The 13,673-nt window shown below is 65.9% G+C and carries 10 protein-coding genes; 5 read left to right on the forward strand and 5 right to left on the reverse strand.

Annotated elements, in window-relative coordinates; genetic code table 11:
• Nucleotides 1-144 precede the first annotated feature (144 nt).
• A complete protein-coding gene (locus ACNJYA_RS20665; protein WP_439363180.1) occupies nucleotides 145-1,440 on the reverse strand; it encodes an N-acetylmuramoyl-L-alanine amidase in 1,296 nt (431 codons plus the stop codon).
• Nucleotides 1,441-2,055: 615 nt separating this feature from the next.
• Nucleotides 2,056-3,003 (reverse strand): hypothetical protein, encoded by a 948-nt coding sequence (locus ACNJYA_RS20670; RefSeq protein ID WP_349628430.1) that lies wholly within the window; start codon nucleotides 3,001-3,003, stop codon nucleotides 2,056-2,058.
• Here ACNJYA_RS20670 and ACNJYA_RS20675 point away from each other — a divergent pair.
• The gene (locus tag ACNJYA_RS20675) at nucleotides 2,938-5,274 is read left to right on the forward strand and encodes an Rne/Rng family ribonuclease (protein ID WP_439363181.1); all 2,337 of its coding nucleotides are present in this window, start codon (nucleotides 2,938-2,940) and stop codon (nucleotides 5,272-5,274) included. The genes ACNJYA_RS20670 and ACNJYA_RS20675 overlap by 66 nt on opposite strands.
• A 66-nt stretch (nucleotides 5,275-5,340) precedes the next feature.
• The gene (locus tag ACNJYA_RS20680) at nucleotides 5,341-6,573 is read left to right on the forward strand and encodes an NAD(P)/FAD-dependent oxidoreductase (RefSeq protein WP_212258535.1); all 1,233 of its coding nucleotides are present in this window, start codon (nucleotides 5,341-5,343) and stop codon (nucleotides 6,571-6,573) included.
• Between the two features lie 81 nt (nucleotides 6,574-6,654).
• On the opposite strand, the gene ACNJYA_RS20685 is transcribed toward ACNJYA_RS20680, so the two are convergent.
• From ACNJYA_RS20685 to ACNJYA_RS20695, 3 genes are all read right to left on the reverse strand, one after another.
• Nucleotides 6,655-7,989 (reverse strand): dicarboxylate/amino acid:cation symporter, encoded by a 1,335-nt coding sequence (locus ACNJYA_RS20685; RefSeq protein WP_172788664.1) that lies wholly within the window; start codon nucleotides 7,987-7,989, stop codon nucleotides 6,655-6,657.
• Between the two features lie 84 nt (nucleotides 7,990-8,073).
• Nucleotides 8,074-8,631 (reverse strand): biotin transporter BioY, encoded by a 558-nt coding sequence (locus ACNJYA_RS20690; RefSeq protein WP_172788700.1) that lies wholly within the window; start codon nucleotides 8,629-8,631, stop codon nucleotides 8,074-8,076.
• Between the two features lie 90 nt (nucleotides 8,632-8,721).
• Nucleotides 8,722-9,909 (reverse strand): pyridoxal phosphate-dependent aminotransferase, encoded by a 1,188-nt coding sequence (locus ACNJYA_RS20695; RefSeq protein ID WP_439400649.1) that lies wholly within the window; start codon nucleotides 9,907-9,909, stop codon nucleotides 8,722-8,724.
• Nucleotides 9,910-10,114: 205 nt separating this feature from the next.
• On the opposite strand from ACNJYA_RS20695, the gene ACNJYA_RS20700 reads away from it, so the two are divergent.
• The 3 genes from ACNJYA_RS20700 (at nucleotide 10,115) to ACNJYA_RS20710 (ending at nucleotide 13,469) form a co-directional block, all read left to right on the forward strand.
• Complete coding sequence (locus ACNJYA_RS20700) at nucleotides 10,115-11,515, forward strand: M48 family metalloprotease (RefSeq protein WP_212258531.1); 1,401 nt, start codon at nucleotides 10,115-10,117, stop codon at nucleotides 11,513-11,515.
• Between the two features lie 96 nt (nucleotides 11,516-11,611).
• Nucleotides 11,612-12,379, forward strand: coding sequence for a DsbA family protein (locus ACNJYA_RS20705; protein WP_172788661.1), 768 nt, complete (start codon nucleotides 11,612-11,614; stop codon nucleotides 12,377-12,379).
• Between the two features lie 208 nt (nucleotides 12,380-12,587).
• The gene (locus ACNJYA_RS20710) at nucleotides 12,588-13,469 is read left to right on the forward strand and encodes a DUF1236 domain-containing protein (protein ID WP_172788660.1); all 882 of its coding nucleotides are present in this window, start codon (nucleotides 12,588-12,590) and stop codon (nucleotides 13,467-13,469) included.
• Nucleotides 13,470-13,673: the final 204 nt, after the last annotated feature.

Consider the following 13,673-nt stretch of genomic DNA (forward strand, 5'->3'; position numbering starts at 1 on the left):
AACAGGATTCTCGCCGATTCCGGAACCCTCTACGGGTTTTCTATAAAGCGTCCGCTGTGGCCAAACTAGGGCCTTTGGCTCAGGAGGAACAAGCCGGCTCAGTTCGACGTCCCCCCGGTCGTCAATTTGACGATCCGGCGGTCGTCAATTTGACGATCCGGCCGTGGCCATCCGCTTGGTCAAAAATCCGTCGATCGCCTGGGCCATCGAGCCCACGGCACGAGACCGCCAGCCCTCGGAGACAAGGTGCCCGAGATCCGCCTTGTTGGAGACGTAGCCGATCTCGACCAGCACCGAGGGCACGTCGGGCGCCTTCAGGACCCGGAAGCCGGCAGACTTCAGGGGATGCTTGTGCATCCGCACCGTCTGCTTCATTTCGCTCATCAAAAGGCGGGCAAAACGGTTTGAAAAGGTGCGGGTTTCGCGCTGCGTGAGGTCGATCAGGATGTCGGCGACATCGGTCGGCTCCTCCGCGAGGTTGAAGCCGGCGATCGCATCGGCGCGGTTCTCCGCATCGGCCAGCCGTTGGGCCTCGGCATCGGACGCCTTGTCGGAGAGCGTATAGATGGTCGCGCCCTGCGCATCGCCCTCGGCCCGCGGCAGCGCATCGGCGTGGATCGAAACGAACAAGGCCGCCTTGAGATTGCGGGCGATCTTGGTGCGGTCATTGAGCGGAATGAAGGTGTCGTCGTCCCGCGTCATCACCACGCGGTACTTGCCGGCCTTCTCCAGCTTGTCGCGGAGCGCGAGGCCAAAGGCCAGCACCAGGTTCTTTTCGCTCTCGCCGCTCGATTGCGTCCCGTTGTCGATGCCGCCATGGCCGGGATCGATCACCACCACCGGGCGCCCGTCGGGCTTCTGCTGCGTGCCATCCGGGGCCGGCGCGCTCGGAACCGTGGCAGGCGGCGCTTCGGCGATCGCGGGCCGCAGCTCGGGACGGTTTTCGACCGGCAGCGACGACACGAAGGCGGTGCGGTCGACCTCCTCCAGCTCGAGCACGAGCCGAGCCGGTTGGCCGTTGGCCGCCTCCAGCACGTAGGAATTGGCGATCTTCGCCGGCCCGGTCAGGTCGAATACGATTCGCGAGCCGCCGGGCATGACGAGCCCGTAGCGGAAGGCCTTGACCAGCCCCCGCCCCCCGCTTCCGATCCCGGCGGGCAGCTGAAAATTCATCTGCGGCACGTCCACCACCACGCGATAGGGGTCGGCCAGCGTGACGGCGCGGAAGGTAACGGTCTGGTCGAGGTCGAGGATGAAGCGGGTCTGCTTGCCGTCGCCGGCCAGCCGAGCGGCCGAGGCGACCGGAAAATTCGCTGCGACGGCAGCGGGTTGCGGCCGGCTTTCGGCGGCGATCAGGCGCGAGGAATCGGCACACGGCAATGCCGCGATGCACAGCAACACGCCCCCCAGCAGAATCCGTCGATTTGTGCGGCTCGCCACCAATTCCGTGCCTCCGAGCAGCTCTCTTAACGCAATAAAACCACAGGGTTAATCGATCCTTAATGACGGAAACGCGAAACTCTCCGACTGTGACCGCCGTGCGACGCTCCCTTGCACCGATGGCTCATTCCTCGTATGTACGGAATGCTGACGGCCGATATTTCCGGTTGTGTCGCATTCAGCCTCCCGGTGCAGCGCCGGAAATCTCAAGGTTTGGGAATTCCAGCGTTTTCCGTTTCCCTCTAAGACCAGCGCGGTGCGCGGCAGCGAGGTGGAGCGGGTCAAGCCCCGGCGGCGGACGGTCTCGGGTTACCACTCATGTTACCGGGACGGTTCTGACAGCGGCGTAACCCATTACCCGGTCCCTTGATCCCAAGGGGGCGGTTCGTGATCCCCAAGGCGAGCGCGCTCGCGCCGTGCCTGGCCAGCAGCAACTGATTGAAGGGCGGCCTCGCCGCCCAGTGTTTCATACGGGCCGACGCTTGATGCGCCAGACTGTGCCGACGAAATCTGAAGGAGCATTCGCGACGCTGCGGAGTGACAATCCCGCGCGTCGCAATGGTCCTGAAGCTTCCGGTTCGGCAAGGCGCGAGAGACGGCGTTTCGGCCTTCCCCTCACCCCCGAATCAGGTGGACCGTCGCGTCACCCGGCGGCGCGATACGCGCCCACGGCTTATCGCGCCCGCCGCCGCCAAGAGTTAAGACATGCCCAACAAGATGTTGATCGATGCCACCCACCCGGAAGAGACCCGGGTCGTCGTGGTCCGCGGCAATCGCGTCGAAGAGTTTGATTTCGAGACCGCGCAACGCAAGCAACTGCGCGGGAATATCTACCTCGCCAAGGTCACAAGGGTCGAACCCTCGCTCCAGGCCGCCTTCGTCGAATATGGCGGCAACCGCCACGGCTTCCTCGCCTTTAGCGAAATCCATCCCGATTACTACCAGATCCCGGTCGCCGACCGGCAGGCGCTGATCGAAGCCGAGGAACAGGCCCATCGCGAGGCCGAGGAAGAGAGCGAGAATCGCTCGCACGGGCGCCGCCGCTCGCGCCACCGCAACGCCCGCCGACGCGGTCATGGCGAGCGCGTGCGCAGCGACATCGTCGAGGGCCTCGAGGCCGGCGCCGATCCCGCCGCCCAGCCGGTCGAAGGTGCCGCACTGCCGGAGCATGCCGAGGGCGAGCATCTGCACGCCGCTACGGAGCATCACGGCGAGCACGAGGGCCACGATCACGATCACGGCGACCATGACCATGATCATGACGATCATCATCATGATCACGAGCACCATCACGCTCACGATGACGCCCACGGCCATGAGGACGCGCGCGATCATCATGACCATGATCGCGCCGGCGAGACGCCCGCGCCTGTCGCGGCGGTCGGCGCCGAGCCCGCGGTCGAGACAATTGCCGAGCCGCAGCCGGCCCCGACCTTCGACGTTCCCGCTTCCGAAGCTCCAGCCGCCGAAGCGCAGGCAGAGCCTCTGGCCGAAGCCGTGACGTCGGCCGCCGAGCCGGCCGATGCCGTTTACGCCGCCGGCGAAAGCACTGAAGCGCCGCATGCCGAGGCCACCCAAGCCGGTGAAGAACAAGCCGGTGAGGACGACGACGAGGATGAGGAAGACGGCGAGGATGCCGAAGAGGAAGTCGTCGAATCCGTCGGCGGCGACGACGTGCTGGAGGAAGTGCCGGAGCGCACCTTCCGTCCGCGCCGCCAGTACAAGATCCAGGAAGTCATCAAGCGCCGCCAGGTAATGCTGGTGCAGGTGGTCAAGGAAGAGCGCGGCAACAAGGGCGCGGCGCTGACGACCTACCTCTCGCTCGCCGGCCGCTATGCCGTGCTGATGCCGAACACCGCACGCGGCGGCGGCATCAGCCGCAAGATCACCAGCGCGCAGGACCGTTCTCGTTTGAAGGAAGTGGTGCAGGATCTCGACGTGCCCGAGGGCATGGGCATCATCCTGCGCACCGCAGGCGCCTCCCGCACCAAACCCGAGATCAAGCGCGACTTCGAATATCTGATCCGGATGTGGGAGACGGTGCGTGACCTGACGCTGAAGTCGCAGGCCCCGACCCTCGTCTACGAGGAAGGCTCGCTGATCAAGCGCTCGCTGCGCGACCTCTACAACAAGGAGATCGACGAGATCCAGGTCGCCGGCGAAGCCGGCTACCGCGAAGCCCGCGACTTCATGAAGATGCTGATGCCCGCCAATGTCAGCGCGGTGAAGCAGTATCGCGACGGCCAGCCGCTGTTCTCGCGCATGGGCGTCGAGAGCCAGCTCGACGCGATGTTCTCGCCGACCGTGCAGCTGCGCTCCGGCGGCTATATCGTGATCAACCAGACCGAGGCGCTGGTCTCGATCGACGTCAACTCCGGCCGCTCGACCCGCGAGCACCATATCGAGGACACCGCGCTCAAGACCAATCTGGAAGCGGCCGAAGAGGTCGCCCGCCAGCTTCGCCTGCGCGACCTCGCCGGCCTGATCGTCATCGATTTCATCGACATGGACGAGAAGCGCAACAACCGCGCGGTCGAGCGTAAGCTGTCCGACTGCCTCAGGCAGGATCGCGCGCGCATCCAGGTCGGCCGCATCTCGCATTTCGGCCTGCTCGAGATGTCGCGCCAGCGCATCCGCGCCAGCGTGCTCGAGAGCTCGACCGATCCGTGCCCGCATTGCGGCGGTACCGGCCATGTCCGCTCGGTGTCTTCGGTGGCGCTGCAGCTCTTGCGCGGCCTCGAAGAGATCCTGATGAAGGGCGCGACCCACAATCTCGTGGTCCGCACCCGCACCGACGTCGCGCTCTATGTGCTGAACCACAAGCGCGGCCATCTGCGCGACCTCGAGAACGGCTTCAAGGTCACGCTGTCGGTGATCGCCGACGCTAGCGTCAGCGGCCCGCAGGCCTATGTGATCGACCGCGGCGAGCAGGTGCATACGCTCGAAGCCGCCAAGGCGCTGCTTGCAGCCCAAGCCGCGGCGAGCCCGCCGCCGCTGGCCGAAGAAGTCTACGACGACGAGGACGGCTTCGACCTGGAGACTGAATCCGAGGTCGAGACCGACGAGACCGAAGGTCTTGCTGACGAGCAAGCCGGCGGTGAGGCAGCCTCCGAGCAGGACGGCCAGCGCCGCAAGCGCCGTCGCCGTCGGCGTGGTCGCGGTGGCCAGCGCGAGGGTGAGTTGCGCGAGGATACGGCGCCGACCCTGCCCGAGCCCGCGATGGTCGCCGCCGAAGGCGAGGACGAGACCGAGTCCGAGCAGGACGGTGAGGAAGGCGAGGAACAGGCGGCCCGCGGCGAACAGCAGGGCAGCAGTGATCGCCGGCGCCGGCGTGGTCGCCGCGGCGGACGCCGCCGTCGCGGTGGCGGCGAGGAAGGTCTTGCCGGCTCCATCAGCGACGAGCTCGGCACCGGCCAGCCGCCGGAAGCTGTCGACGCAGTCGCCGATTTCGACGGTTTCGGCGGCCAGGCTTCGCCCTCGATCGCGCAAGCCGAGCCCAGCACCGAGCCGCAAGTTGCGCAGCCCGAGCCGCGCGCGGAGATGCAGACCGAGGCGCCGGCCCAGCAGCCGGAGCCGGCTCCCGCCACGACGGCCGCAACGCCGGACGAAGAGCCTGCCGGCGACAGGGCCGCGCGGCGCCGCTCCACCGTGCGCGAAAAGGTCAGCTTCCTGCTGAACAGCCAGCCGGAGCCCGCAACGCCGGCAGCGGAGGCGACCGAGCCGGTCGCTGCGCCCGCGCCGGCAGCTGAGCCCGCACCGGAGGCGGCAAGCGAAAGCCCGACCGCTCCGCGCCGGGCTGGCTGGTGGTCACGCCGTTTCGGCGGCGGCGAGTAAAGGGACAAAAGAGTTGAAACCGCCCGGCCAAACCGGGCGGTTTTGATTTTGATGAGGTCAGCAGCAATGCAAAGCGCGATCATTCTCGGCGGCGGCATGGTGGGCGTGGGCGCCGCGCTGCATCTGCAGCAGCGCGGCTGGTCGGTGACGCTGGTCGATCGCCGCGAGCCGGGCCGCGAGACCAGCTACGGCAATGCCGGGATGATCCAGGCCGAAGCGGTGCGCCCCTATCCGATGCCGCGCGACCTCGCCTCGCTCCTGAAGATCGCGACCGGCCGCACCAACGACGTGCGCTACAGCCTCTCCTCGCTTCATCTGCACATCGAGCCCCTGCTCCGCTATTGGTGGCATTCGGCGCCGAAGCGGCATCGCGAGGCGATCGAGGCGTGGGCACGGCTGATCGCCTACGCAACTTCCGAGCACGACATCCTGATCCGCGAGGCGCATGCCGACAATCTCATCCGCCGCGCCGGCTACCGAGCGCTGTTTCGCGATCGCGCTTCGTTGGATCTGTCGATCAAGGCCGCCGAGGAAGATCAGCGCGAATTCGGCGTGAACTATCGCGTGCTGTCGGGCAGCGAGCTTGCCAGGGCCGAGCCGATCTTGCGCGACGATCTTCCGGGCGCGATCCACTGGCTCGACACCTGGACCGTGTCCGACCCCGGCGCGCTGGTCACGGCCTATGCCGAGCTGTTCGCGCGCCTCGGCGGCAGGATCGTGCTCGGTGACGCGCAGAGCTTGCGGCAGACCGCGACCGGCTGGTCGGTCGACACCGACGAGGGGCGCATCGACGCGGCCCACGCCGTCGTGACGCTCGGGCCGTGGTCGCCCGATTTGTTGTACAAGTTCGGCTATCGCATCCCGCTGGTGCGCAAGCGCGGCTACCACATGCATTACAGCGGCGGCGCTTCGCTCGACCTGCCCCTCATCGACAAAAGCGGCGGCTACGCCATGGGGCCGATGGCCAAGGGCATCCGCATCACCACCGGCGCGGAATTGACGGGCGCGGACGCATTGGCAACGCCGGTGCAGCTGGCCAGCGCCGAAGCCTCCGCGCGCGAGCTGATCGACCTCGGCAAGCGGGCCGAGCCGGATCCGTGGTTCGGCACGCGGCCTTGCACGCCCGACATGCTGCCGGTGCTCGGCCCCGCCCCGCGCCACCCCGGCCTCTGGATGAATTTCGGCCACGGCCATCAGGGCTTCACGCTGGGACCGGCGACCGGACGCCTGCTCGCGGAGATGATGAGCGGCGAAACTCCGGCGGTCGATCCTACGCCGTATCGGCCGGAGCGGTTCTAGCCTCAAGGAAAAAGGGCTGATCGAGGATCTCGACCAGCCCTATTACTTCGAGCTCTGACAGCGCAGCTCGCGCTGCAAGGATCAGTCCGTCGTGATCGCCGTCTCCATGTCGGTCGGATCGATCTCCTTGGCGAGGTTGGCTTTGAGCTTGTCGCGGTCGAGCTCGCCTTCCCACCAGGCGACGATCACGCAGGCGACGCCGTTGCCGCACAGATTGGTCAGCGCGCGGCACTCGCTCATGAACTTGTCGATGCCGAGCACGATTGCCATGCCCGGCACGAGCCGCGGATCGACCACGGCGAGCGTCGCCGCCAGTGTGATGAAACCCGCGCCGGTGATGCCGGAGGCGCCCTTCGAGGTCAGCATCGCCACGACGAGGATGGTGATCTGCTGGCCGAAGGAGAGCTCGACGCCGAGCGCCTGCGCGATGAACAGCGTCGCCAGCGTCATGTAGATGTTGGTGCCGTCGAGGTTGAACGAGTAACCGGTGGGCACGACGAGGCCGACCACCGACTTGGAGCAGCCGAGCCGCTCCAGCTTCTCCATCAAGGACGGCAGCGCGCTTTCCGAGGACGAGGTGCCGAGCACGATCAGCAGCTCGTCCTTGATGTAGCCGAGGAACCTGAAGATCGAGAACCCCGCCATGCGCGCGATGAGGCCGAGCACGACGAACACGAACAGCGCAGCCGTGACGTAGAACGTCGCGATCAAGCCGACCAGATTCAGGATCGCGCCGGTGCCGAACTTGCCGATCGTATAGGCCATCGCACCGAACGCGCCGATCGGCGCCGCGCGCATCACGATCGAGATGACGCCGAACACCGCGTGCGCGGCATCGTCGATGAAGCTGCGGATGGTGTGGCCGCGCTCGCCGAGGCTCATCAAGGCGAAGCCGAACAACACTGCGAACAGCAGCACCTGGAGAATCTCGCCTTGCGCGAAGGCGCCGACCACGGTGTCCGGAATGATGTGCAGCACGAAGTCGACGGACTTCTGGCCGGCCGCCTGCTTGGCGTAGTTGGCAACGGCTGCCTCGTTTGCCGCCGCATTGCCGAAGCCGGAGCCCGGCTTGACGAGATTACCGACAACGAGACCGATCACCAGCGCGAAGGTCGAGACGACCTCGAAATAGACCAGCGCCTTGACGCCGATACGACCGACCTTCTTGGCGTCCTGGATGTGGGCGATGCCGGAGACCACGGTGCAGAAGATGATCGGGGCGATCACCATCTTGATCAGCTTGATGAAGCCGTCGCCGAGCGCCTTGATCCATTCGTTGGTGGCGACGGTCGGCCACAGCCATCCGACGATGGCGCCGAGCACGATGGCGATCAGCACCTGGACGTAGAGGACTTTGTACCACGGCTTGGCAACGGGCGGCGCGACCGGCGCCCCCGCCATCGTTGTCGTCGTCATCAGTTTCACTCCCCTCACAACATTGGGCCAGCCAAGATCAACTTGGCCGGCCCTGTCAATTGGAACTGCTCGTGTTGGCGCGTTTTACCCGCGGCGCTCGACGAGCCGGCGCGCCGCCGGCATCAGGGTCGCGCCGAGCGCATTCTTGACCAGTGAGGCCGCGATGAACGGCACGATGCCGACCTGCCAGGCCTTGGCGGCGCCGAGACCAAGGCCGAATGCCAACCAGCCGAACCCGGTCGCGAGAATGACGATGTGGCCCGCAGCCATCGCCGCAAACAGCAGCGTCACGCTGCGATCCCAGCCGCGCTCGGCGAGCCAGCCGGTCACGAACGCAGCCAATACGAAGCCGAACAGATAGCCCGCGGTCGGGCCGACGAGCGGTGCGATGCCACCCACGGGACCGGCGAACACCGGCAGCCCGATCGCGCCCTCGGCGAGGTAAGCGATCATGGTTGCGCTGCCAAGGCGCCAGCCATAGGCGGCGCCGATCATCAGCACCACCAGCGTCTGCAGCGTCATCGGCACGTAGGGCAGCGGCAGATTCACCTTGGCTGACAGCGCCATCAACGCGGTGCCGAGCGCAATCAGCACGACGGCCCGCAGCGTGCCGACGGCTTCGCCCGGTCGGGTCGGCCACATCAATGCGGCGAGAGAAGAATGTGGCGTAGCGGCGGACGGGGCGGAACGGTCAGGCACGTCGAACTCCGGAAGGCTGTCTAAAACTGGCGGCTATTTAAGCCAGTGAGCGATCCGGTCAACTGCCTCCGGCATCTCATCGAGCGAGCGGGCATAGGAAAAGCGGATGAAGCAACGGCCATGGATGGGATCGAAATCGAGGCCGGGCGTTGCCGCCACGCCCGCCTGCTCCAGCATCTGCTTGGCGAACTCGAAACTGTCCGAGGTGAAGTCCGAGACATCGGCATAGAGATAGAAGGCGCCGTCAGCCGGCAGGAATCTCGTCAATCCGGCCTTGGGCAAACCATCGATCAGGACACGCCGGTTTTCCTGATAGCCGTGCTTGATCGCCTCCATCTCGGCCGTGCCGTCGAATGCAGCCTCCGCCGCGATCTGCGACAGCGAGGGCACCGAGATCGAGAGGTTCTGCTGCAGCCGCTCGATCGGCCGCACCAAGATCTCGGGCACCACCATCCAGCCGACGCGCCAGCCCGTCATGCAAAAATACTTCGAGAACGAGTTGATCACGAGCGCATGCTCGGACAGCGCCGCCGCCGTCACGGCTGGAAACGCGTAATCGAGCCCGTGATAGATCTCATCCGAGATGAAGCGGATGCCGGCGTCTTCCGCCGCCGCGATCAGGCCGGCGAGCGCGTCGCGGGACATCATCGTGCCCGTCGGATTGGCGGGGCTGCCGACCAGAACGCCCTTCAGCGGCGCCTTGCGATGGGCCGCGAGCAGCGCCTCGCCGGTCAGCGCGTGCCGAGTCTCGTTCGTGGTCTCGATCAGCACAGGCTCGCAGCCGAGCGCGGTCAGGATGTGTCGATACGGCGGATAGCCCGGCACCGTCACGGCGACGCGATCACCGGGCTCGAACATCGACAGGAACGCCAAGATGAAGCCGCCCGACGAGCCCGTCGTCACGACGATCCGATCGGGGCTCACGTCGCTGCCATAGGTGTCGCGATAATGGCGCGCAATGCGCGCGCGCAAGGAGGGGATGCCGAGCGCCGAGGTATAGTCGATCCGTCCAGCCTCGAGCGCCGCATGGGCGGCCGCGATCGCGGTCCTGGGCGCGCCGGCCGCGGGCTGGCCGACCTCCATGTGGATGACATGACCACCGGCGGCCTCGATTCGGGCCGCCGCGGCCATGACGTCCATCACCATGAACGGGGGAACATCGCTGCGGCGGGAGGGCTCGAGCCACTGCCCCAACCGGTTCCTCAATGTCGCATCGTGCATCGATTTCTGCTATTGGCTGGCGAACCGGTCCGTCCGGTCCGAAAACGAGGCGCTTGCGCCCCAGACTGGCCGCATTGTACGGCTCAATAAGGGCAACGCTCACAAGGGCATATCGCGTATCCGGTCCGCCGCCAATCACCAAAACCAATCACGAAACTGCTTGACCAAGAACACTTGACCGAGCCCGTTTGACCAAGACCGCTTGATGTCGCTCCAGATCGCATTGCGCAAGAAGGCCTCCGCCCTCACCGCCCTCGTCACGGCCACGGCGATCGCGCTGACGCCGTTCTCGGCCGCGCACGCGCAGGCCAAGGGGCCGCCGGTCCTGCGCGACACCGAGACCGAGCAACTGCTGCGCGAATACACGCGCCCGATCCTGCGCGTTGCCGGTCTGGAGAAGCAGAACATCCAGATGGTGATCATCAACGACGGCTCGTTCAACGCCTTCGTCGCGGACGGCCGCCGCATCTTCGTCAATTGGGGCGCCATCCTGCAATCGGAGACGCCGAACCAGATCATCGGCGTGCTCGCGCACGAGACCGGACATCTGGCCGGCGGCCATCTGTCCAAGCTGCGCGAGCAGCTCGCCGCCGCCCAGACCCAGATGATCATCGCGATGCTGCTCGGCGCCGGCGCGATTGCGGCCGGCAGCACCCAGCGCAGCAGCGCAGGCAACAACGGGCTCGCCAATGCCGGCGCCGCCGCGATTGCCGCGCCGCAGGAGGTGATCCGCCGGACGCTACTGTCCTATCAGCGCCAGCAGGAGGAGAACGCCGACCGTGCCGGCGTGAAATTCCTGACGGAGACCCAACAATCGCCAAAGGGCATGTACGAGACGTTCAAGCGCTTCACCAGCGAGAGCCTGTTCGCCGCGCGCGGTGCCGATCCCTACCTGCAGTCGCATCCGATGCCGGCCGAGCGCGTCGCCGCGCTGCAGGAGTTCGCAGGCTCCAGCCCGTACTGGAACAAGAAAGACGATCCCGCGCTCCAGCTTCGGCACGACATGGTCCGTGCCAAGATCTCCGCCTTCATGGAGCGGCCGGAGACGGTGTACCGCCGCTATCCCCAGACCAACGACAGCCTGCCGGCGCGCTATGCCCGCGCCATCAGCACCTACCTCCACGGCGATCTACGCAGCGCGCTCGCCCAGATCGACGCGCTGATCCAGGTGCAGCCGAACAACCCGTATTTCTACGAGGTGCGCGGCCAGGCGCTCCTGGAAAGCGGCAAGGCGGCCGAAGCGATCGCTCCCTTGCGCAAGGCCGTCGCCCTCTCCAACAACGCCCCCCTCATCGAGATGTTACTTGGGCAGGCTCTGGTCGGAACCGATAATAAGGCCTACACCGACGAGGCCGTTCGGATTCTCCGCGCCGCGGTGGCCCGGGAGCCCGAGGCGGCGCTCGGCTACACCCAGCTCGCGATGGCCTATGGCCGGAAGGGAGATTATGCGGAGGCAGATCTCGCCTCGGCCCAGGCCGCCTATTTGCGCGGCGACAACAAGACCGCCCGCGAGCTTGCGACGCGCGCGAAAACCCGTTTCGCTGTCGGCACGCCCGGATGGGTCAAGGCCGACGACATCGTTGCGGCGAAGCCGCCGCGCAATTGACGCAACTCGAACGACGGCCGACCACGACGTCACGACACCGGGCTTGAATCCGCCGGGACGTTTCTCGAAACCTGCTTTGGATAAGAGGATTTGACTATGCCTTCGCTGCGCCTGCTCGCTCCCGCATTGTTCGCGCTCGCCATGTTCGGCGCGGCCGTGCCCGCCTCCGCCGACAGTTTCTCCGACAGCCAGCGCACCGACATCGAGAAGATCATCAAGAACTATCTCGTCAGCCATCCCGAGGTGCTCGAGGAGGCCATGGCCGAGCTCAGCAAGCGGCAGGCCGCGGCCGAAACGCAGAAGCACGAAGCCAGTATCGCGCAGAACGCCGAGGCGATCTTCAACTCGCCGCGCCAGGTCGTGCTCGGCAACCGGGACGGCGACGTCACCTTCGTCGAGTTCTTCGACTACAATTGCGGCTATTGCAAACGCGCGATGGACGACATGCTGACCATCATGAAGGGCGATCCGAAGCTGAAGGTCGTGCTGAAGGAGTTTCCGGTGCTGAGCCAGGGCTCGGTCGAAGCGGCGCAGGTCGCGGTCGCCGTGCGCATGCAGGATCCCTCCGGCAAGAAATATCTCGACTTCCACCAGAAGCTGCTCGGCGGTCGCGGCGCCGCCGACAAGGCCCGCGCGATGCAGGCCGCCAAGGAAGCCGGTCTCGACACGGCTCGCATCGAGAAGGACATCGCCAGCCCCGAGGTGCGCGCCACCATCGAGGAGAATTTCAAGCTCGCCGAAGCGATGGGCATGAACGGCACGCCGAGCTATGTGATCGGCAAGCAGATCGTGATCGGCGCCGTCGGCGTCGAAAGCCTGAAGGAAAAGATCGGCATTGCCCGTTGCGGCAAGGCGACTTGCTGATCACACGTTGACGCTAGCGAGAACAGCAAAGGCCGGCGGATCTGCCGGCCTTTTTTGTTGCGCGGAACGTTGGCGCCTTCGTGCCAAGTCATTCATCTGGCATTCAACAAACAAATGCCGTGGAACAGTCGAAGTTCCGGAACAACTCAAATCTCCTTTCGTTGTCGGCGCGGGCAATGACGCGAATGAACACGTGAGGAGAATTTCGATGTTGAACCGCTTTATGATTTCGGTTGCCGCAGTCGCACTCGTCGCGGGCACCGGTCTGGCGAACGCACAAGACAAGGGCCGCGACACTGGCGCTGGCTCGCAGCAGATGCAGCATTCCCAGCCCTCCGGCGGCGGCGCCGAGCGCGGCGGCGCGATGGGTCGCGATTCCATGAGCCACGATAAGGGCACTGTCGGCCAGGCCGGCGGCTCCAGCGCGACCAAGTCCGAAGACAAGTCCGGCGCGATGAAGGACGACCGCTCGGGCGGCGCGATGCACAAGAACGCGGCCGAAGACAAGGCCGGCGCCACCAAGGGCCAGCGCACCGACGAGCGCGCGCAGGGTCAGATGGACAAGTCCCAGCAGGACAAGTCCAAGAGCATGAGCCAGGACACCAGCAAGTCCGGCAGCAAGGACCAGAAGGACATGAAGGCTGAGGGCAGCAAGAGCGGCACCTCGACCAACAACGCCGAGACCCAGAAGGGCACCGGCACCAGCACCAACCAGAATGCTCAGGGCCAGACTGGCACCACGAACCAGAACGCGCAGGGTCAGACCGGCACCAGCTCGACCCAGAACGTGCAGGGCCAGAGCTCGACCACGGTTGGCCAGGCCGGCGCCGCTGCCAAGCTTTCGACCGAGCAGCGGACACAGATCACGTCCGTGATCCGCGAGGAGCGCGTCGCCCCCGTGACGAACGTGAACTTCTCGATCTCGGTCGGCACCCGCATCCCGCGCGAGGGCATTACCCTGCACGCCCTGCCGTCCCGGGTCGTGACCATCTATCCGGAGTGGCGGACCTACAAGTACGTACTGGTCCGCGATGAGATCGTCATCATCAATCCGGACACCTACGAGATCGTGGCCGTCCTGAACGTCTGACGCAGAACCACGGCAATCGGGGGCGGGCAGCGATGCCCGCCCCTTTGCATGCGCCCGGCAGCCATGCTTCGGCCTGGTTAACAAGCAATTTCCGTACTTTCCGCACAGGTTTTTGCGCACTGGATGAGGTGCTTGAAGCTGCCCTCGAGGCCCTTCAAGGCTTCCCCTCAAGCGCTTTGTTACCTATAACCCCCGCCACGCCGA

Source organism: Bradyrhizobium sp. BLXBL-01 (genome assembly GCF_051853025.1).
Lineage (GTDB): Bacteria > Pseudomonadota > Alphaproteobacteria > Rhizobiales > Xanthobacteraceae > Bradyrhizobium.

Excerpts from the sequence above, each read along its gene's own strand:
- ACNJYA_RS20670 (WP_349628430.1), bottom strand. The coding sequence starts at position 3,003 with ATGCGGCGCTTCAGTGCTTTCGCCGGCGGCGTAAACGGCATCGGCCGG.
- ACNJYA_RS20680 (WP_212258535.1), top strand. The coding sequence starts at position 5,341 with ATGCAAAGCGCGATCATTCTCGGCGGCGGCATGGTGGGCGTGGGCGCC.
- ACNJYA_RS20685 (WP_172788664.1), bottom strand. The coding sequence starts at position 7,989 with ATGACGACGACAACGATGGCGGGGGCGCCGGTCGCGCCGCCCGTTGCC.
- ACNJYA_RS20690 (WP_172788700.1), bottom strand. The coding sequence starts at position 8,631 with ATGTGGCCGACCCGACCGGGCGAAGCCGTCGGCACGCTGCGGGCCGTC.
- ACNJYA_RS20695 (WP_439400649.1), bottom strand. The coding sequence starts at position 9,909 with ATGCACGATGCGACATTGAGGAACCGGTTGGGGCAGTGGCTCGAGCCC.
- ACNJYA_RS20700 (WP_212258531.1), top strand. The coding sequence starts at position 10,115 with ATGTCGCTCCAGATCGCATTGCGCAAGAAGGCCTCCGCCCTCACCGCC.
- ACNJYA_RS20705 (WP_172788661.1), top strand. The coding sequence starts at position 11,612 with ATGCCTTCGCTGCGCCTGCTCGCTCCCGCATTGTTCGCGCTCGCCATG.
- ACNJYA_RS20710 (WP_172788660.1), top strand. The coding sequence starts at position 12,588 with ATGTTGAACCGCTTTATGATTTCGGTTGCCGCAGTCGCACTCGTCGCG.